Here is an 18,918-nt window from a genome sequence, read left to right on the forward strand (position 1 = left end):
TATTTCGATATTGTTCGCGCAATGTCAATACCGCGCCTTGACATCGATACGCAGCAACTGCCAGCATCGAGGCAGTTCGGTGCACATCAACGCCGTTCACGGCAGCTCATCCACTTCACAACTGGCCGTACATTTGATTTCCAGATCGAGGTAATCGACACACTATGGACGAGAACCACTACCGCGCCACCAGACGTCGCGCGTCCCTGGTCGCGCCGGGTTCAGACGAGCGCAAGGCACGCAAAGCACTCTTCTCGAACGCAGACGAGGTGATTCTCGACCTCGAAGATGCCGTCACTTCGGCGAACAAGGACCTGGCGCGAACCCTCGTGAGCACCTTGGTGCACGAGTTCGGTAGGGCGCGCACCATCTCGGTCCGAATCAACGGCCTGACCACACCATGGGCCCGCGACGACCTGATCGCCTGTGGCGCCCTCGGAGAATCGCTGACGAGCGTGATCGTCCCGAAGGTCGAGTCCGCCGACGAACTACTCGAGGCCGAGCACATCCTCTTCACTGCCGGTGGGCACCACACCACCCTGCAAGCCCTGATCGAAACTCCGCTCGGCGTCCAGAATGCCGACTCCATCGCCCGCGCGACTCCTCGTCTCCAAGCCGCGATCATCGGATACGCCGATCTCGGTGCAGCGCTCGGCCGTTCACGCTCGGCACTGCCTGAACACTGGCTTGCCGTCCAGGACAGAATCCTGATCGCCTGCCGCGCAGCCGGCGTCGCAGCCATCGACGGGCCCTTTCTCGGCATCACCGACGACGACGCTTTCCGCCGCGCCGCGCACTGGACCAGCGCTCTCGGGTTCGACGGCAAATGGGTCATCCACCCGGCGCAGATCGACTCGGCCACTACCGCATTCACTCCTTCGGACGACGCCGTCAATGACGCCCGACGGGTACTGACCGCACTCGAAGAAGCCGAAACCCTGGGTTCGGGTGCCGCCCAACTCGACGGCCAGATGCTCGACGAAGCTGTGGCCGTGGCAGCGCGTCGTACGCTTGCCCGAGCCGAAGGAGTCACCGTATGAGCGAGCACTACGTGGGAGGCCCGTACTTCGACGAGCTCACCCATGGTCAGATCTTCGACGAAGCCCCCGCGGTGACGTTGACCAGTGGACTCGCCGCCTCCCATCAGGCGATCCTCGGTGACCGCATGCGCTTGCCTCTCGACGCACACTTGTCGTCGAGCGTCACGGGTTCCGTTGCACCAGTGGCGAATCCAGGACTGGTCACCGACATCGCCATCGGTCAGTCAACCGTGGTCACACACCACGTCAAGGCGAACCTCTTCTACCGTGGACTGCGATTCCACCGTTTCCCGGTACTCGGCGACACCCTGTACACGCGCACCGAGGTTGTCGGTCTACGCGAGAACTCGGCCAAGCCGGGACGCGGCGCCACCGGACTTGCCGCGCTACGGATGACGTCTGCTGATCAGAACGGCAACACGGTCCTCGACTTCTACCGCTGCGCCATGCTCCCCCTGAGCCCCGACCCGATCGAGGCGAGAACTCGCCACGCCGACGACCTCGGGGCGATCGGTCCGTCCGAACCGGCTCCGTACGTATCACCTGACGGTTGGGACCTCGACACGTATCGAGAGCGGGTACCCGGCAGGCACTTCGATTCCGATTTGGTGGGCTCCGTCTTCCACAGCAGCGGCGACGTCGTCTCCAGCGCACCCGAACTTGCCCGGCTGAGCTTGAACATCGCAGCGACGCACCACGACGATCGCGTCGGCGCCCACGGTCGCCTCGTCTACGGCGGCCACACCATCGGGATCGCACTCGCCCAGGCGACTCGCGCTCTGCCCAACGTGGTGACGGTTCTCGGGTGGCACTCGTGCGATCACACCGGACCCGTTCACGAGGGCGATACCCTCACGAGCGAACTGCACGTCGAAAACTCGTCGCCCCTCGAACACGGAACCGCAGTGCAACTGCGTTCGCTCGTGTTCTCCCACAATGCTTCTGCAACACAAACTCCGGTTCTCGACTGGCGTTTCACCGTGTTGATGGCATGAGCACACACTCTTCTATCACGGAGGACCACACATGACTCAGAGCCCAGGCCCGCTGTCCGGGCTTCGCATCGTCGAGGTCTCGAGCTTTGTCGCCGCGCCCCTGTGCGGACTGACGCTCTCCCAACTCGGCGCCGAGGTGATCCGGATCGACCCGATCGGAGGTGCCTCCGATTACAACCGCTGGCCCGTCACAGACAAGGGCGCGAGCATCTACTGGACCGGACTCAACAAAGGCAAACGGTCACTGTCAGTGGACATGCGCGCCGAACGCGGCCAAGAACTGATACGCCAACTGGTCACGGCGCCGGGACCTGGCGGCGGAATCCTGGTCACCAACGCCGGCGGCCGCAAGTGGATGAGCCACGACTCCCTGGCCCAGTTGCGTAGCGACGTCATCACCCTCGAGATCCTCGGACGCCGCGACGGCAGCCCCGGAGTCGACTACACGGTCAACGCCGCCTTGGGATTTCCACAGATCACCGGCCCCGCCGACTACGCCGGAGTTGTCAATCACGCCTTGCCTGCCTGGGACGTCGCATGCGGGCTCTACGCCGCCCTGTCGATCACTGCCGCAGTGCGCCAACGTGACTCGACCGGACATGGATCTCGGATCACGCTCCCACTCGAAGACGTCGCATTGGCCACCGCGGGAACCCTCGGTTACCTCACCGAAGTACAAGTGAACGGTCGCAGTCGCGAGTCCGGCGGAAACGCCGTCTACGGCACGTACGGAATCGATTTCGTCTCCAGCGACAACGAACGGTTCATGATCGTTGCACTCACTACCCGCCATTTCCGCGACCTTGCGTCGGTCACCGGCACCACGGCGGCTGTCGACGCTGTCGAAGCTGCACTCGGAGCCGACTTCTCCACCGAAGCGGATCGCTACCGTCATCGAGAGGTACTCACTGCTCTGTTCTCACATTGGTTCCGGGAACACAGCGGCGCCGAGATCGCTGCAGCGCTGGACACATCGTCGGTTCTGTTCGAGAGGTACCGCAGTTTCGAGGAAGTGGTGAAATCTGGCGAACTGGAGAACAACCCGATGTTCTCCGCACTCGATCAACCTCGAATCGGAAGCTACCTGGCTGCCGCCAATCCTGCCTCGTTCGACGGCGCACACCTGGGTACCGGACCCGCCTCCGAGGTCGGCGGCGATTCGATCGCGGTGCTCGCCGACATCCTCGGAACCAACGCCGATCACGCATCGACGCTGATCGCGGACGGCGTGGTCGGGGTTCCGGCGAACTGACCTACCCGGAAGATGTTTTCGGCCTCGGAACATTTGTTCCGAGGCCGAAAACATGTCGAGAGTGCGTCAGAGACCAAGATCCTTCGCGATGATGGTCTTCATGACTTCACTTGTGCCACCGTAGATTCGTGTGACACGCGTGTCTGCGTAAAGACGCGCGATGGGATACTCGGTGATGTAGCCGTACCCGCCGTGCAATTGGAGGCACTTGTCGATCACTCGACCTGCCGCCTCGGTGCAGAACAGTTTCGCCTTCGCTGCGTCGGGAATCGTCAGAGTGCCGCGGTCATGACATTCGAGTGCGTTGTCGGACACCAGCTGGATGGCATCAACCTCGGTAGCGCATTCGGCCAGAACGAATTTGGTGTTCTGGAAGGCCGCGACCGGCTTGCCGAACACCTTGCGGTCCTTGACGTAGTCGATGGCAAAGCGAAGCGCTGCACTGGCAGTGGCGGCCGCTCCGAACGCGATGGTCAACCGCTCCTGAGCCAGGTTGTGGGTCAGATAGCTGAAGCCGTCGCCCTCTTCTCCGAGTCGGTCCTCGACGGGCACCTTGACGTCGACAAACGAAAGCTCCGCAGTGTCGGAGGTCTTGAGCCCGATCTTGTTGATCTTGCGCCCCACCGAGTATCCGGGCGACGACGTATCGATCACCAGAATCGACAACCCCGTGCGCCGGTTCTCCGCTGTGCTGGGCGCGGTACGGCACACCACCAGGACGCGGTCGGCAAGTACTCCACCGGTGATGAACGTCTTGGAACCATTGACCACGTAGTGCGTACCGTCCTCCGACAGCTTGGCCGTGGTCGCGATGTTCGCCAGATCCGATCCTGTTCCCGGTTCGGTCATCGCAATCGCGAACATCAGATCTCCGGAAGCGAAGCCCGGCAACCAGCGGCTCTTCTGTTCTTCGTTCGCGTACTCGAGCAGGTAGGGCAGGATCAGGTTCGTATGCACCGACTGCGAGCCGAACGACGCCCCGGCGGCAGCAACTTCCTCGGCGACGACGACGTTGAACTTGAGCGACTTCTCGCCGCCTCCGCCGTATTCTTCCGGCACCTGAATTCCGAGTACGCCCAGCTCTCCGAGTCGTCGGTAGAAGTCACGGGGCGGGTGACCGTCTTCTTCCCACTTCTCGTGGACCGGGGTTACTTCCTTCGCGATGAAATCGCGAACGGTTGCCCGGAATGCCTCGTGATCCTCGTTGAACACGGTGCGCTGCATGTATGAACTCCAGTCGGTCAAGGGGACAGGGTGATCCTGATCTCACCTTGCCTCAATGTTCCGCATTCGATCCAACACTCATCGGCTATGCGTCCGATAGGGCGTACCAATATGGCCTGACCTGCGATACATAGGCAACCGCTATCGTTCCGATCATCGACGCGACATTGCTCAAAGTGATCCAGAACACGTTGAATGAGTCAGCCGGCAAACACACCACCATCGATCGCTTCGAGGCCGCGCTTCGAGCACGATCGCATCCGCCCACCAGTCTCGAAGGGACGCCACGTGACCCCCATCGCGCCACAGCGTAACGACGTCCAGCCCGAAGCAACAGCAACACCAGATTCGTCAGCAGTTCCCGTCTTCGGTACCCGCAAGCGTGCGTGGACGATGACCGGGCTCGTCGTTTTCCTCTACATCGTCAACTACGCGGACAAGGCAGTCCTCGGAATCATCGCTCAGCCCCTCGCTCGTGAGCTCGGACTGAAGTCTTCGCAAATCGGCATGGTCGGCTCGCTCTTCTTCCTGATGTTCTGCATCGGTGGATTCCTCGCCGGACCGCTCAACAAGTACCTGACCCTGCGTTGGGCGCTGTTGATCCTGGCCGCAATCTGGTCCGTGGTCATGCTCCCCCTCGTTCTCGGCGCCAGCCTCGCGATGTTGATCGTCTCGCGCATGCTCCTCGGATTTGCCGAAGGCCCCAGTTCGGCGCTGATGCACACCGCGGCGTACTCGTGGCACCCGCCGGCCAAGCGCGGCCTTCCCGGCGCAATGCTCGCCGGATCCGCCTCTGTCGCAAAGATCGCCCTCGCGCCGGTACTGACCTTCATCGCCGTTCATTACGGCTGGCGCGCAGCGGTTCTCTCGCTCTCCGTTCTCGGTCTCGTGTGGATGGGTTGCTGGCTGGCCGGTTGGTCCGAGGGCCCGTACACGAGCAAGGCCGTCAAGGCGACCAAGACTGCAGATACAGAAGCAACCGAGGCAGCCGGGACAGCCACGAAGGCGGTCACCGAGCCCAACGTTCCGTGGCGCAAGATCCTGCTCTCCCGCACCTTCGTCAGCTGCTGCTTCCTCATCGCGACCATCTACGCGCTGACCACCGTGGTTCTCACCTGGTTGCCGTCGTACTTCGAGGTCGGCCTCGGATACAGTGCGATGCAGGCCGGTTCGATGTTCGCGCTGCCCTCGATCGTCGGTCTCGTCCTCATGATCACCTCCGGTTCCGTCACGGACAAGTTGATCGGCCGCGGCTTCACCTCTCGTACGGTTCGCGTCATCGTTCCCTGTGTCGGCGTTCTGATCTGCGGATCGATTCTCCTGTTCCTGCCACAGATCTCCACTCCCATCGTCGCTGTCGCCATGGTCTCGATCGGCTACGGGTTCTCGGCAATCACCTTCCCGCTCATCAACGCTGCGATCTCGGAGCTGTGCCCGCCGCAGCAGACTGCCGGAACGATGGGATTCTTCCTCGCCATCATGTCGATCGGTGGCCTGATTGCTCCTTACGCAACGGGCGTCATCGTGGACAACGCTGCAACCCCGGCCGACGGTTACGCCCAGTCCTTCCAGGCAATCGGCGTCATCGGAGTGATCGCCGCGGTTCTGGTCCTCGTCTTCGCCAATCCCGAGCGCGATCGCAAGCTCATCCGAGGCTGAGTACTCCACGTATAGCCATTCGCTAACAAAGCCATTCACCGAAAGACATTGCCGGGTCGACCCGCTCGTGATCGACTCGAGACACGCCCCGACCGCACAGTCGCAGAACCGGGCACGAACAGCAGGAGAGATACATGCGAGATGCCGTCATCGTCGACGCAGTACGTACACCGATCGGCCGTCGCGGCCGCGCCCTCTCGGAGATCCATCCGGCCGAGTTGTCCGCCCATGTACTGCGTGCGCTCGCTGAACGGACCGGACTCGACGCGGCGACGGTCGACGACGTGATCTGGGGTTGCGTCAGTCAGGTCGGCGAGCAGGCCGGAAGCATCGCCCGCACAGCGGCACTCGCTGCCGGCTGGCCCGACAGCGTTCCCGGCGTCACACTGACCCGGGCCTGCGGATCGAGCCAGCAGGCAGTTTCCTTTGCTGCGGCCACCGTCATCTCCGGTCAGAACGACGTGGTCGTAGCCGGAGGCGTCGAATCGATGTCACGAGTACCGATGGGGACCGCCAGCAAGAACGGTGAGCATTTTCCGGCTTCGGTACTCGAACGCTACGGGGTGGACGGTTTCAGCCAGGGGACCGGCGCCGAGATGATGGCCCGGAAATGGGCACTCACACGAACAGCTCTGGACGAATACTCCCTCCGCTCACACGAACTCGCGGCCCGTGCCACCGATGAAGGGGCATTCACCGGGCAGATCACTCCGATCGCGGGCTTGTCCCAGGACGAAGGCATTCGGCGAGGCGGAAGTGTGGAGTCGCTCGCGAAGTTGCCCCCGGCCTTCGACGCCGACGGTGCCATCCACGCCGGCAACTCTTCTCAGATCTCCGACGGGGCGGGCGCCACACTCGTCACGACCAGCGAGTACGCCCGGGCACGCGGGTGGAAGCCGCTCGTTCGTATTCACACCGCAGTGGTCGCAGCCGACGACCCGGTCATCATGCTCACCGGTCCGATTGCCGCCACCGCAAAGGCATTGGATCGCTCCGGATTGTCCATCGACGACATCGGCGCCTTCGAGATCAACGAGGCATTCGCCCCCGTCCCGCTTGCCTGGCAGGCTGAAACCGGCGCAGCCATCGATCGTGTGAATCCGCTCGGCGGCGCTATCGCGGTCGGCCACCCACTCGGCGGATCAGGTGCGATCTTGATGACTCGCCTGGCACATCACATGCGCGACAACGGAATTCGCTACGGTCTCCAGTCGATGTGCGAGGCCGGCGGCATGGCCAATGCGACCATTCTCGAATTGATCTGACCCGACAACGCTTTCGGGCCGACACGTCATCCAGCAGGAAAGAAGAATTGATCCATGAAACTCGAGGGACTTTCCACCGCGATCACCGGCGGCGCTTCAGGCCTCGGCCTGGCAACCGCTCGACGGCTGCTCGACGCCGGAGCGCAGGTCACGTTGATCGATCTGCCTTCATCCGACGGTAAGCAGGTGGCGGCCGATCTCGGTGCTGCCGCACAATTCGCCCCGGCCGACGTCACCGACAGCGAACAATTCGCCGAAGCACTCGACGCGGCGCACGAGCGCGGCGGCCTCCGCGGCGTCGTCCACTGCGCGGGTGCCGGGCGTCGTATGCGCATTCTCGACAAGGACGGAAAAGCCGGATCGGTCGAAGATTTCGAGTTCGTCGTCAAGCTGAATCTTGTCGGTTCGTTCAACGCACTCCGTCTCGGCGCCGAGCGGATGGCGGAACTCGACGCCGTGGACGGTGAGCGAGGTGCCATCGTCATGACGGCGTCGGTCGCAGCATTCGAAGGTCAGATCGGTCAGATCAACTACACAGCGTCCAAAGCCGGCATCGTCGGTATGACGGTCACCGCTGCCCGCGATCTCGCCAGCCGCGGAATTCGCGTCAACACCATTGCTCCCGGCATCATGGACACTCCCCTCCTGGCGCGCCTACGCGAAGACGTGCGCACGGCCCTCGAAGCCTCTGTTCCCAATCCCTCACGACTGGGTCGTCCGGACGAGTTCGGCCAGCTCGCCGTCTCGATGCTCGAGAACGGCTACCTCAACGGCGAGACCATCAGACTCGACGGCGCTATCCGAATGGCTCCCCGGTGACGGGCACCAGCGTGATCGCCAATCCACAACTGCGGCACAACATGCAATACCCGGATACCACCATGGCGTACTGGGCGCCCAGCATGGCGGCGCTCTACGGTGACCGCCTCGCCGTCGTGGACGGCGAGCGTACGTGCACCTTCCGCGAACTCGGCCAGCGCAGTGCGCAATTCGCCGGCGCACTGCGGCAAGCCGGGGTGGGCGTCGGCGACGTGGTGTTGATGCACCTCGGGAACTGCGTCGAGTTCCTCCAGGCTTACTACGGATGCCTACAGGCCGGGGCGACAGTCACATTGGTCAACCCACTGCAGCCAGAGCTCGGCCTGCGCAAGCAGATCGAAGAGACGTCCGCCGTTGCTGCAGTGACTCAGAGTTCGCAGCTGCACGTACTGCTCGCGGCCGCTTCAGGAACCTCCGTGCGTACGATCGTGATGGTCCAGGATACCGAGGGCGCGCTCGACACACCGGAGTCGGTCGTCGCGTTCGACTCCTTCATCGCCGATCTACCCACCGAATTCACCCCTGCCTCGGTTCGTAGCGACGACATCGCACACATCGCGTTCACCGGCGGAACCACCGGAGTCTCCAAAGGTGTTCGTGTTCTTCACCGCAACGTCGTCGGCAACATCACGCAGATGTGTGGGTGGAGAACCGGTCACGAGTTGGAAGCAGGTCCTGACGGTCTCGTCACGCCTCGACGCATCGACGGCCTCGACGTTCTCGGTCCGACGCCCGGGACCGGGGCGACCATCGTTGTCTCCCCTCTCTTCCACGCACATTCGTTGCTCAACACGTCGTTCCTGTTGATTTCCGGTCTCACCCAGGTGTTTGCCGGTCGGTTCGAACCCGGCCGGATGCTCGAGCTGATCGAAAAGCACGAGGCCACCTATCTCACCGGGTCTCCCGCCATGTGGCACGCACTGTCGGTTCATCCCGACGCTACGGTGCGCAACACCGACAGCGTGTGCGTCGTGTCTTCGGGTGCCGCCCCGATCGACAGTGTCACGCTCGCCGCACTCCGCCGGGCATTTCCCAAAGCGCTCGTCGTCGAAGGGTACGGGCTGACCGAGGCCACCTGTGTGGTCACGGCCGCTCCGCTGATCAACGGCTCGGAATATCGGCAGAGCAGCGTCGGCCTCCCGATCTTCGACACCGAAATCCAGATTCGCGATCAGCTCGACCGGAAGACCGTTCTGGGCGAGAACGAACGCGGCGAACTCTGGGTGCATGGACCTCAGGTCACCGACGGCTATCTCGGACACCCGGAAACCACCGCAGAACAGTTCGTCGACGGCTGGTTGGATACGGGAGACATCGCGTACCTGGACTCGGACGGATACCTCTTCATCTGTGACCGGGCCAAGGACATGCTCATCTACAAGGGATACAACGTCTATCCGCGTGAACTGGAAGAGATTCTGGTCTCGCACCCGGCGATCTCGACTGCCGCGGTCGTCGGCCGCGAAGTGGGGAGCAACGGCCAGGAACCCGTAGCCTTCGTCGTGATGATTCCGGGCGCCGAGTTCGACGCCGAGCAGATCAAGGCGTTTGTCGCCGAGCAGGTGCTGCCGTACAAGAAGATTCGCGAAGTCGTCGAGGTAGAACTCCTTCCGACATCGGCTGCCGGTAAGGTCCTCAAGACCGACCTCCGCTCGAGACTTCTCGAATCCGTCGATCAGAAAGGCGGTTCCAGGTGACGACCTTCGCAGACCTGACGTCGCAACTGCGTGTCCCGGTTCTCGCTTCACCGATGTTCATCACCTCGACTCCTGACCTCGTCATCGCGCAGTGCACCTCTGGCATCATCGGGTCCTTCCCGGCACTGAATGCTCGTCCGCAGTCGGCACTTCGGGATTGGCTCAAACTGATCACCGTGGCTCGTGAGGAACATGATCGTGAGCACCCGGAGAATCCGTCGGCGCCATTTGCCGTCAACCTCATCGTCCACCGGTCCAACAACCGCCTGGAAGAGGATCTGGCGACCATCGCCGAGTTCGAGGTTCCGATCGTCATCACGTCCCTCGGCGCTCGCACCGACATCAACGACGCAGTCCACGCATACGGCGGAATCGTTCTCCATGACGTCATCGACAATCGCTTTGCACGCAAGGCGATCGAGAAGGGCGCCGACGGACTGATCGCGGTAGCTGCCGGGGCCGGTGGTCATGCCGGTAGGCAGTCGCCGTTTGCCCTGATTCGGGAGATTCGTGAGTGGTTCGCCGGTCCACTGCTGTTGTCAGGTGCCATCGCTCATGGTGATTCGATTCTCGCTGCGCTCGCGGCCGGGGCCGATTTGGCATACGTCGGATCAGCTTTCATCGCAACCGAAGAGGCTAACGCGGATCCTGCGTACAAGGAGATGATCGTGGGTTCAGGGGCCTCCGACATCGTCTATTCCAACCTGTTCACCGGAGTACACGGAAACTACCTGCGGGGCAGCATCGTTGCCGCCGGCTTGGACCCCGACAACCTGGCCGAATCCGATCCATCCGCAATGAGTTTCGCGACCAACGACACCGATACCAAGGCGTGGCGAGACATCTGGGGCGCCGGACAGGGCATCGGAGCGATCGATGCAGTCCTTCCGACGCATGCAGTAGTAGAACGTCTCGCCGCCGAGTACTCTGCCGCGCGAGAACGTATCTGCCGACTCTAGTGCTGTGACCGGCGTTCGTCGGACAGGTACTCGTGGATCAGGTTCACGAATACCTGTCCCACCGGCGACAACGTCGAGGGGTCGAAGGCGAGACCGTACGCACGCAGAAATCTCGGCTCGCAGGCCCGTTCCACCACCTGACCAGGCATCGATTTCGCCACCGAGCGCTCGACCAACGAACCGCCGAGTCCGGCGATGACCATCGGGAGCCGCGACTCCCGTTGCTCGGTCACCACCGCGAGTTCCGTTCTGGTACCGGCCTTTCGGATCGAGTCTTCGATCGCGTCACCCATCGCTGCCCCGCGAGGAACGAATACCATGGGAATGTCCGGCATTTCCGAAAGGCGTACCGGCCCCTCGGGTAGTTCCGTTCCCGCCGGGTAGACCAGGCGGTATTCCTGCTCCCCCAATTCGACGATTTCGAGCCCTTCGCCCGCCTCGAGCGGCAGATGAGCCACCGCGAATTCGCAGTGGCCGTCCCGGATGAGACTTTCCAGATTGTCCTCACGCTCGAGTTCCGAGAATCTGACTCGTGCTTGCGGATACCGTCGACAGAACTCCGCAATCAGATCGACGATCGTCCCCGAGGTCAGTGCAGGGAAAGCCATGATGTCGAGGCGACCGACGATGGCGCCATCGGATGCCGTCAACTGTTCAGCCGCCGCAGCTACGTCTCGCAAAACCTGTCGACTCGGGCCGACCAGACTGCGACCGGCAGCACTGAGCACCATGCCGCGCCCGATGCGATGGAACAGCCTCACTCCCAGTTCACGTTCGAGCCCGCGCAACGCTTGTGACACGGTCGGCTGAGCAACGCCGAGAGCCGCTGCGGCGCCGTTGATCCCCTTGTTCTCGACCACTGCGAGGAAGTACTCCATCTGCCGGAACTCCACAGTTCACTCCTCTTCCGTGGACGGAACGGCGGAGGTGGCCATTTCCGCAGCCGTCGCGATGAATGCAGCGGCCGCCGGGGATTGCTCGCCCGAGCGATAGACGATACCGACGTCGCGTGTCAGCGGCGGATCGAAGGAGAAGGCGCAGACGTCTGTCATCTGCTGTTGTGCAACCCTTCTCGGCACTACAGTGGCGCCGATTCCGCGGCGAACCAGTTCCCACGTGGTCACAGGGTGGACACAGTCCACGACTACGTTCTCGGCGCCTTCGCTCAGTAGACCCCGGAACTGATTCGATTGATCACCGAGATCGACCACAAGCGGCAAACTGTGCAAGAGCGCTCGCGGAACCGGATCCGCCAACGGCGTTGCAAGTCGGCCGGACAACGACGCATGGGTGGCGAGCACCAACTCCTGAGTGGCAATCGGAGCCGTGACCAAACCTTCGTACCCGATACTCAGATCGGTGACGCCGACCTCGGCCGACCCTCGCCGCAACGCATTGTCGACCCCGGCCGGGCCGTACGTGTCGAGAACACGCACGACGATCTTCGGGAAGTTGGCCCGGAATCGCCGGACCAACTCGACCATCGGATCGATCGAGAACGCCGAGTACGAGACGACGTCGACACGACCGAACTCGAGTTCGCGAACGGCGGTCACTTTCGCCTTCGCGCGCTCGACGTCGGCAAGGATTCTCCTGGCAGCGAGATCGAACGTGCGGCCCGCGTCGGTAAGAACCAACCGCCTGCCCGTCCGGTCGAACAGCGTGGCGCCGAGTCGACGCTCGAGCGTACGAATTGCCTGTGACAGCGAGGGCTGCGAAATGTAGAGAGCCTGAGCGGCCTTCGTTATCCCACCGTGGTCGACAACAGCGACGAAGTAGGTGACGAAGTGCAGATCCACTCATCCATCATACGACCAGCGATCCGTCGCTCACTCCACCCGAGTTGCCCCTGGTACGGCCCACTCTCCGGTGAAGATCGGCTCCCGCTTTTCCACGAAGGCACGAACCGCGTCGGTGGCATCCGTCGCAAAATTGACCGCTTGCGCCCTCGCCTCGTTGTCCAACGCCTCCCGCAACGAGAGGGAGGTGTGATGTTCGAGCATGGCGGCAGACTGACTCAGTGCGGCCGGCGGGCCGGCGGCGAGCCGCTGCGCCAGTGTTGACGTGTGTTCGTCCAGCTCGGCCGGTTCGACCAGATAAGTCACCAACCCGAGCTCGTAGGCTTCCTGTGCGTCGATCGTCTCGGCAAGCATCACCAGTCGCTTGGCTTGTTGGAGGCCGACCAGTCTCGGCAGGATCCACGAACCACCGAAGTCGACAGACAACCCCCGTTTGGCAAAGATCTGGCTGAACTTCGCACCCTTGGCCGCCACGACGAAGTCGCAGAGCAACGCCATGTTCCATCCGGCTCCGACGGCAAACCCGTCGACCTTCGCCACCAGAGGTTTGGGAAACTCACTCAGTGCGATTGCCGTTGCGTTGATGACACGCATGCGATCGAGCGGGTGCGACGAGCCACGCTTGTCCAGATCGGAGCCCGCGCAGAAGGTCCCATCCGCGCCGGTCAGGATCACCGAGCGAATCTGCGCGTCCTCTTGAAGTTCGAGGACTGCTTCACGTAGAGCGATCCAGGCGTCGAGATCGAGAGCGTTGCGGCGGTGCGGCCGACAGAGAACAATCGTCGCGACAGCACCGTCTCGGTCGATGCTTACGGCCGCACGCTCGATCGTCTCGGCACTCATGAACCACTCCACACGGGAGAGCGCTTCTCGGCAAATGCCGTGGCGCCCTCCTTGGCATCACGAGAGGTGAAGACCGGATCGATGAATTCGCGTTGCGCGACAAAGGCATCCGGATCGGTGTACTTGGCGGACATTGCCAGCACCTGCTTGGTCGCGCGAACAGCCAGTGGACCGTTAGCCGCTACTCGGGCCGCAAGCTCGCGTGCGACGGTCAGCGCCTGTCCCGGTTCGGCGAGCCGATTGACCAAGCCGTGATGATGCGCCACGGTGGCACTGAGCGGATCCCCCGTGATCGCGATTTCCATGGCCAACTGATACGGAAGAATTTTCGGCAGACGTAGGAGTCCGCCGGCGGCCGCTGCAAGTCCCCGCTTCACTTCGGGCAGGCCGAATTTCGCGTCCGTGGACGCCACGATCAAGTCGGCCGCCAAGGCCAGTTCGCAACCGCCGGCGAGTGCCCAACCTTCGACGGCTGCGATCAGCGGCTTCGACGGCGGAGCCTCGGTCAGACCGGCAAAACCACGACCCGGTAGCGATGGCCGCTCTCCGCGCGCAAATCCCTTCAGATCCATACCGGCGCAGAAGGTTCCACCAGCTCCGGTCAGAATGCCGATGGTGAGATCGGGGCGTTCCTCGAACTCGTCGATCGCGGCGGCGAGTGCCTGTGCGAGTTCCAGGTTGACCGCGTTCTTGGCCTCGGGACGATTGAGGGTGATGACGGCAACGCCGTCGGCGAAGTCGGTGAGCACGACGCTCATGTTCGGTTCCTACTTCCGTGATGAGATTCTTGAAAGGTCACTGCGCGCGAATGCTCCAGCGCACGGGTGTGCCGCCGGACGGTGTCACGATCTCCCGCTTGGCCAAAACAACAAGATGAGCATGGGTTTCGCGGACTGCCAAGCGAAGTAGTCGCGGCGACATCTGTTCGAACGGGCGAGACCAGGAGATCGTGCGTGAGAGTTCCCAGGCCGTGGATTCAGGCTCATCCTGCACCGCAGCCACGATCTCCGCCAATCGCTCCTCGTGGTGCCCCATCAATTGACGTGCACGATCGGCGATCCCACGGAATCGATATTCATGTGCCGGAAGCACTTCGCACTCGCCCAGTGTTGTCGTCGCCTCGAGCGAGAGAAGATAACGATGAAGTGGGTTCTCGAGTTCACCGGGAATCGTGGAGATGTTCGGGCTGATCCTCGGCAGCATGTGATCGCCGCTGAACAACAAGCCTCTGGCCTCTTCCACGAAGCAGAGATGTCCGGGAGTGTGCCCCGGTGTCCACTGGGCGCGGAGATTCCAACCGGGCAGGTTGAGTGAATCCCCATCTCCCAGAACAATGTCGATGGTTTCGTGCTCGGCGAACCGCACCAGGTCGACCCGAGACGCGTCGAGCACTTCGGCCGGTGCGCCGAGTTCGGACAATTGCAGGTTCCAGCCACTGATGTCGTCGCGGGTCTGCTCGGGACCGTGGTATCCGAGGAGCGTCGCGTCGGCCACATGCATCGCAAGCGTTGCGCCGCTGACCTGCCGAAGACGCGGCGCCAGGCCGAAGTGATCGGGATGCAGGTGCGTGATTGCCGCATAGCGCACTTCGGAAACGTGGTATCCGATCGATGCTATGCCGTCGACGAGAGCCTGCCAGGACTGTTCGTGATCCCAACCGACGTCGATGAGGGCAAGTCCGTCGTCGAGCGCGAGTGCGTAGACGAGTACGTAGCGCAAAGGGTTGTCCGGCATGGGAACAGGGATCGACCACAATCCGTCCCGCACCTGTTCCACTGGTGGAAGAACTTTGTTCGCCCACGCCTCACGCTGTGCGACACCGACATCTTCGGTCACGATCATGATGCTTCTCCGCTCGCGTTCAGCATGGTCCGCAGGCTCGACTTGAGCAGTTTTCCGCTCGCGTTGCGAGGTAGGGAGTCCACGAAATGGATCTGGCGAGGTTTCTTGTACGACGCCAACTTCGCTGTGCTGAACGCGATCAACTCGTCGATGCTCGGCACGTCGGCACCGTCGACCAGTTTGACCACTGCGGTCACGGATTCACCCCAGCGCTTGTCGGGAACCCCGACCACCGCGACCTCGGCTACCGAGGGGTGCTCGGCCAGAATGGATTCCACCTCGATCGGATAGACGTTCTCTCCGCCGGTGATGATCATGTCCTTGAGTCGATCGGTGACGAACAGATACCCCTCGTCGTCCAGATGGCCGGCGTCCCCCGTTCGGAGGAAACCGTCGTGGGTGAACAATTCGGCGGTCTCACGGTCACGTCGCCAGTATCCGCGAGTGTTGTTTCTACTGCGCGCGACGATCTCACCGGAACTATTGGGCGGCAATTCCTCACCAGTGGTGACGTCTCGAATCGAGATCTCGACGCCGATCATCGGCTTGCCCGCAGAGCGAAGCAACTCCGAACGCGGCCCGCTCACATGATGGTCGTAAGCACGAAGGACGGATACCGAACCCGTCGTCTCGGTCATCCCGTATCGCTGAACGAATCTGCAGTTCAAGACAGTCATCGCGTGGGCGAGGAGCGTCGGAGTGATCGGTGACGCCCCATAGGCGACCACCTCCAGGCTGGTCAGATCGAAACTGTCGAGAGTCGGCAGATCTACCAGCGTCTGAATGACTGCAGGCACCAGAAATGCGTGGGTGACGCGGTGGGTCGCGATGGCATCAGCGACCCGAGCAGGCGCCATGTCTCCGAGCAGCACCAAAGGTACTCCGGCCGACAAGCATGTACTCATCCAGCCGGCACCGGCGATGTGAAAGAGGGGAAGTGCATCGAGTGCGACTGCATTCGAACCGAATTCGTAGACATCGAACCCCTCGGGCTCGTTGTACAGATTCCGGTGCGTGGCCACGACGCCCTTGGGCCGGCCGGTTGTCCCGGACGTGTACAGCTGCAGAACTGCTGCGTCCGGATCGTGCCCGTGTCCGGGGTCGACACCGGTCCCTGATGCCACGAACTCCGCCCAGGTTCGCGAATCCGGCAGGCCCCCTGCAGCTCCCACGGTTATGACCTCGATGTCCGGCAACGCTGCGGACATCGCCGCCGCCCCCGCGGCGAACTCGTCATCGACGATCAAGACGTCGAGCTCCGCGTCCTCGGCGATGTCGACGAGTTCGAGTGGGTTGAGCCGCCAGTTCAACGGTATGAACACAGCGCCTGCCTTCGCACATGCGATGAAGGTTTCCGCACCTTCGAGCCCCATACGCAGTAGCGCACCGACACGAGCACCCGTTGTGGTCACTTCTGCCAGCGCACTCGCCAAGGTGCTGGTCTCGCCATCCAGCTCAGCCCAAGTCAACGTTCGGTCGCCGCACGTGATTGCCGGATCGGACGGCCGTGTCGACGCCGAGTGGCGTATCCGGTTGGGTAGGTGAAGCTCGCTCACATCACGCTCCTGTGTTCCAGGTACTCACCGAGCACGAACCGCGGTCGGTGGTACTGGAACAGTCGACCATCGCTATGGCCTGCGCCACAAAGACGAGAAGGCGCACAGAGCCATAGCTCAGACCTATGTCAGCAGGTCGCAGCAAGTCACCGCCGCCAAGGGTCCGTCATCTGGGAGAATTCGTCAGATGCAGGCACCCGGGATGGACATACGCAGCGCGCAGTATCTCGTCGCGGTCGTCGATCACGGCAGCGTCACTGCCGCCGCGGACGTCCTGCGTATCTCGCAACCGTCCCTCTCGCAGGCCGTGCGCAACCTCGAACGAGCTCTCGGAGCCACACTCTTCGAGCGCACCACTCGCGGTCTGGCTCCCACCACGGTCGGACTGGCAGTTGCCGATTCTGCCCGTACGTTGCTCGCCGACGTTGCTCGGGCCGAGGCCGCGGTGGCTGCGGTAACCGCTTTGCGCGCCGGGGAACTCGCCATAGCAGTTCAGTCCGATCTCGCCATCGACCCTGTTGCAGAGGTCGCCGGACGCCTCCATCTGACGGCACCCGGAATTCGGTTCTCGACGAACGCCTCCGCCAACGCACAGGACGTGCGTGCGCTCGTGAGAGCAGGTACGTGTGAACTCGGGTTTCTCGAGACCCACCCGGGTGCCGAAGTCTCCGACGGGCTTCGAGAAATTGCCGTGAGCACCCAGGAAACGGTCTTGTCGATCCCCATTCGCCTGGCCACAGACCTTCCCGATCCGGTTCCGCGCACCGTGGTCGCGCGCCTGCCGATGGTGGTCGAGGCATCCGCAGTTCGGCGCGGGCACTCGATCGACGACGATCTGGAACTCACCGACGTCGTCGTGGAAGTGCCAGATCGCCTTGCTGTCCGGGAAATGGTCGGGCAAGGTGTAGGCGCCGCGCTGCTGCCCAGATCGATCGCCGAACAAGACTCCCCGGCATCTGAGGTTCGCTCGCTTTTCCCACCGATCACCCGGCAGACGATCTTGGTCTACCGCGACGGCCCGCTCTCACCGGCCGGGTCTGCGTACATCGAGAACATCTCCCCACGTCACAAGCCCTCTACGAACAGCCTGCCCAACGGCGAGAGCGTCTCCGGATCGAACTCGACGCCGTAATTCAGTGAGATCGGCGGCTCCACCGGAAATGTCTCCGCGCCGGACGCGACCGATCTCTCGGCCAACGAACGCTCCATGAATGCCATGCCCAAACCAGCAAAGACGAACGCGCCGACGGTCTCCCGCTGCGCCAACTCCGTCGACATCCGAGTCCGGGCCCCGGCGGCCTGCAGAGACGACTCGATGGCAAGGCGAGCCCGCGAGTGTTTGAGCACACCCACCACGGGGAGATCGGGCAATGCCGTCAATGACACCGGCTCTCCCGCAGCGGGTTTCACACCATTCGGCCAGACGTCGGGATGAACCCCCGACGGCACTGCCAGCCAGTACTCGTTCACCCCCAACACTTTCGTGGACAGCGCCGACATGTCGGGTGGCCAATAGCTGAAGACCACCTCGCACGCGCCGTCTGCCAACACCTGCTCAGACGTTGCACCCTGCGGCAACTCACCGACCCGAACGGTCACGGCAGGCCACCGCTCACGAAAGTCTGCCACGATGCGTGCGATCGGACCTTCGAGACCATGTGCCGCGGAGCAGATGTCGAGCCGGCCACGAGGCTCGTCGGCCGTACCGATCGCGACGTCGAACGCGGCCGCGCTGCTGCGAGTCATCTGCCTCGCCGGCCCTACCAACGCCCGACCTGCTGCCGTCAGCACCAAACCGCGACCGACACGGTGAAACAGTTCGACTCCGAGTTCGCGCTCGAGGCCACGAATACCCTGCGACAGCGACGGCTTGGTGACCGACAGATTCTGCGCAGCCGTCGACAAGGACTCACCACCGGCAACGGCAAGGAAGTACTCGATCTGACGTAGGTCCACTCCATCGACTTT

At 62.7% G+C, this 18,918-nt stretch carries 17 protein-coding genes; 9 read left to right on the forward strand and 8 right to left on the reverse strand.

Annotated elements, in window-relative coordinates; genetic code table 11:
- Positions 1-164: 164 nt before the first annotated feature.
- The 3 genes from AC1Q61_RS01270 to AC1Q61_RS01280 are packed head-to-tail and all read left to right on the forward strand — an operon-like array spanning position 165 to position 3,287.
- On the forward strand, positions 165-1,040 hold the full coding sequence (locus AC1Q61_RS01270; protein ID WP_030537187.1) for an HpcH/HpaI aldolase/citrate lyase family protein: 876 nt from the start codon (positions 165-167) through the stop codon (positions 1,038-1,040).
- Positions 1,037-2,035, forward strand: coding sequence for a MaoC family dehydratase (locus tag AC1Q61_RS01275; protein ID WP_042923986.1), 999 nt, complete (start codon positions 1,037-1,039; stop codon positions 2,033-2,035). Before AC1Q61_RS01270 ends, AC1Q61_RS01275 begins: the two co-directional genes overlap by 4 nt.
- Before the next feature lie 31 nt (positions 2,036-2,066).
- On the forward strand, positions 2,067-3,287 hold the full coding sequence (locus AC1Q61_RS01280; protein ID WP_208690219.1) for a CoA transferase: 1,221 nt from the start codon (positions 2,067-2,069) through the stop codon (positions 3,285-3,287).
- 66 nt (positions 3,288-3,353) lie between these two features.
- Here AC1Q61_RS01280 and AC1Q61_RS01285 read toward each other — a convergent pair whose 3' ends face one another.
- A complete protein-coding gene (locus tag AC1Q61_RS01285; protein WP_003940617.1) occupies positions 3,354-4,511 on the reverse strand; it encodes an acyl-CoA dehydrogenase family protein in 1,158 nt (385 codons plus the stop codon).
- Between the two features lie 195 nt (positions 4,512-4,706).
- Here AC1Q61_RS01285 and AC1Q61_RS01290 point away from each other — a divergent pair, with 195 nt between their 5' ends.
- The 5 genes from AC1Q61_RS01290 to AC1Q61_RS01310 all read left to right on the forward strand — a co-directional run bounded on the left by AC1Q61_RS01290 (position 4,707) and on the right by AC1Q61_RS01310 (position 10,910).
- Positions 4,707-6,170: an MFS transporter gene (locus AC1Q61_RS01290; RefSeq protein ID WP_174519483.1), complete on the forward strand. Its 1,464-nt coding sequence runs from the start codon at positions 4,707-4,709 to the stop codon at positions 6,168-6,170.
- A 134-nt stretch (positions 6,171-6,304) separates the two neighbouring features.
- Positions 6,305-7,435, forward strand: coding sequence for a thiolase family protein (locus tag AC1Q61_RS01295; RefSeq protein ID WP_003939840.1), 1,131 nt, complete (start codon positions 6,305-6,307; stop codon positions 7,433-7,435).
- A 54-nt stretch (positions 7,436-7,489) separates the two neighbouring features.
- The gene (locus AC1Q61_RS01300) at positions 7,490-8,254 is read left to right on the forward strand and encodes an SDR family NAD(P)-dependent oxidoreductase (protein ID WP_003939944.1); all 765 of its coding nucleotides are present in this window, start codon (positions 7,490-7,492) and stop codon (positions 8,252-8,254) included.
- Positions 8,255-8,295: 41 nt separating this feature from the next.
- Positions 8,296-9,951 carry a class I adenylate-forming enzyme family protein gene (locus AC1Q61_RS01305; protein WP_167349881.1) on the forward strand — a complete coding sequence of 552 codons (1,656 nt, stop codon included), beginning with the start codon at positions 8,296-8,298 and terminating at the stop codon, positions 9,949-9,951.
- Positions 9,952-10,004: 53 nt separating this feature from the next.
- Positions 10,005-10,910 (forward strand): NAD(P)H-dependent flavin oxidoreductase, encoded by a 906-nt coding sequence (locus tag AC1Q61_RS01310; protein ID WP_252194616.1) that lies wholly within the window; start codon positions 10,005-10,007, stop codon positions 10,908-10,910.
- Here AC1Q61_RS01310 and AC1Q61_RS01315 read toward each other — a convergent pair.
- Genes AC1Q61_RS01315 through AC1Q61_RS01340 form a run of 6 tightly spaced genes read right to left on the reverse strand, consistent with a single transcriptional unit; the run spans position 10,907 to position 16,950 of the window.
- The gene (locus AC1Q61_RS01315) at positions 10,907-11,803 is read right to left on the reverse strand and encodes a LysR family transcriptional regulator (RefSeq protein WP_003939949.1); all 897 of its coding nucleotides are present in this window, start codon (positions 11,801-11,803) and stop codon (positions 10,907-10,909) included. The genes AC1Q61_RS01310 and AC1Q61_RS01315 overlap by 4 nt on opposite strands.
- A gap of 3 nt (positions 11,804-11,806) precedes the next feature.
- Positions 11,807-12,709, reverse strand: coding sequence for a LysR family transcriptional regulator (locus tag AC1Q61_RS01320; RefSeq protein WP_007729501.1), 903 nt, complete (start codon positions 12,707-12,709; stop codon positions 11,807-11,809).
- Positions 12,710-12,739: 30 nt separating this feature from the next.
- Positions 12,740-13,552 carry an enoyl-CoA hydratase/isomerase family protein gene (locus tag AC1Q61_RS01325; RefSeq protein ID WP_042448663.1) on the reverse strand — a complete coding sequence of 271 codons (813 nt, stop codon included), beginning with the start codon at positions 13,550-13,552 and terminating at the stop codon, positions 12,740-12,742.
- Entirely contained in the window at positions 13,549-14,310 is a 762-nt protein-coding gene (locus tag AC1Q61_RS01330; RefSeq protein WP_042448543.1) for a crotonase/enoyl-CoA hydratase family protein, read from the reverse strand. Before AC1Q61_RS01330 ends, AC1Q61_RS01325 begins: the two co-directional genes overlap by 4 nt.
- A 37-nt stretch (positions 14,311-14,347) precedes the next feature.
- Positions 14,348-15,394 carry an MBL fold metallo-hydrolase gene (locus tag AC1Q61_RS01335; RefSeq protein ID WP_042448546.1) on the reverse strand — a complete coding sequence of 349 codons (1,047 nt, stop codon included), beginning with the start codon at positions 15,392-15,394 and terminating at the stop codon, positions 14,348-14,350.
- Positions 15,391-16,950 carry a long-chain-fatty-acid--CoA ligase gene (locus AC1Q61_RS01340; protein WP_058226590.1) on the reverse strand — a complete coding sequence of 520 codons (1,560 nt, stop codon included), beginning with the start codon at positions 16,948-16,950 and terminating at the stop codon, positions 15,391-15,393. Before AC1Q61_RS01340 ends, AC1Q61_RS01335 begins: the two co-directional genes overlap by 4 nt.
- 202 nt (positions 16,951-17,152) lie before the next feature.
- On the opposite strand from AC1Q61_RS01340, the gene AC1Q61_RS01345 reads away from it, so the two are divergent.
- Positions 17,153-18,082: a LysR family transcriptional regulator gene (locus tag AC1Q61_RS01345; protein ID WP_037128875.1), complete on the forward strand. Its 930-nt coding sequence runs from the start codon at positions 17,153-17,155 to the stop codon at positions 18,080-18,082.
- Here AC1Q61_RS01345 and AC1Q61_RS01350 read toward each other — a convergent pair.
- Positions 18,016-18,906 (reverse strand): LysR family transcriptional regulator, encoded by an 891-nt coding sequence (locus tag AC1Q61_RS01350; RefSeq protein ID WP_042923977.1) that lies wholly within the window; start codon positions 18,904-18,906, stop codon positions 18,016-18,018. The genes AC1Q61_RS01345 and AC1Q61_RS01350 overlap by 67 nt on opposite strands.
- Between the last annotated feature and the right edge of the window lie 12 nt (positions 18,907-18,918).

This window comes from Rhodococcus sp. MPR-R1B, assembly GCF_058793255.1.

What these genes read in the sequence shown, in the direction of transcription:
- AC1Q61_RS01270 (WP_030537187.1), top strand. Translation starts at nt 165, where the DNA reads ATGGACGAGAACCACTACCGCGCCACCAGACGTCGCGCGTCCCTGGTC.
- AC1Q61_RS01275 (WP_042923986.1), top strand. Translation starts at nt 1,037, where the DNA reads ATGAGCGAGCACTACGTGGGAGGCCCGTACTTCGACGAGCTCACCCAT.
- AC1Q61_RS01280 (WP_208690219.1), top strand. Translation starts at nt 2,067, where the DNA reads ATGACTCAGAGCCCAGGCCCGCTGTCCGGGCTTCGCATCGTCGAGGTC.
- AC1Q61_RS01285 (WP_003940617.1), bottom strand. Translation starts at nt 4,511, where the DNA reads ATGCAGCGCACCGTGTTCAACGAGGATCACGAGGCATTCCGGGCAACC.
- AC1Q61_RS01290 (WP_174519483.1), top strand. Translation starts at nt 4,707, where the DNA reads ATGAGTCAGCCGGCAAACACACCACCATCGATCGCTTCGAGGCCGCGC.
- AC1Q61_RS01295 (WP_003939840.1), top strand. Translation starts at nt 6,305, where the DNA reads ATGCGAGATGCCGTCATCGTCGACGCAGTACGTACACCGATCGGCCGT.
- AC1Q61_RS01300 (WP_003939944.1), top strand. Translation starts at nt 7,490, where the DNA reads ATGAAACTCGAGGGACTTTCCACCGCGATCACCGGCGGCGCTTCAGGC.
- AC1Q61_RS01305 (WP_167349881.1), top strand. Translation starts at nt 8,296, where the DNA reads ATGCAATACCCGGATACCACCATGGCGTACTGGGCGCCCAGCATGGCG.
- AC1Q61_RS01310 (WP_252194616.1), top strand. Translation starts at nt 10,005, where the DNA reads ATGTTCATCACCTCGACTCCTGACCTCGTCATCGCGCAGTGCACCTCT.
- AC1Q61_RS01325 (WP_042448663.1), bottom strand. Translation starts at nt 13,552, where the DNA reads ATGAGTGCCGAGACGATCGAGCGTGCGGCCGTAAGCATCGACCGAGAC.
- AC1Q61_RS01330 (WP_042448543.1), bottom strand. Translation starts at nt 14,310, where the DNA reads ATGAGCGTCGTGCTCACCGACTTCGCCGACGGCGTTGCCGTCATCACC.
- AC1Q61_RS01335 (WP_042448546.1), bottom strand. Translation starts at nt 15,394, where the DNA reads ATGATCGTGACCGAAGATGTCGGTGTCGCACAGCGTGAGGCGTGGGCG.
- AC1Q61_RS01345 (WP_037128875.1), top strand. Translation starts at nt 17,153, where the DNA reads ATGGACATACGCAGCGCGCAGTATCTCGTCGCGGTCGTCGATCACGGC.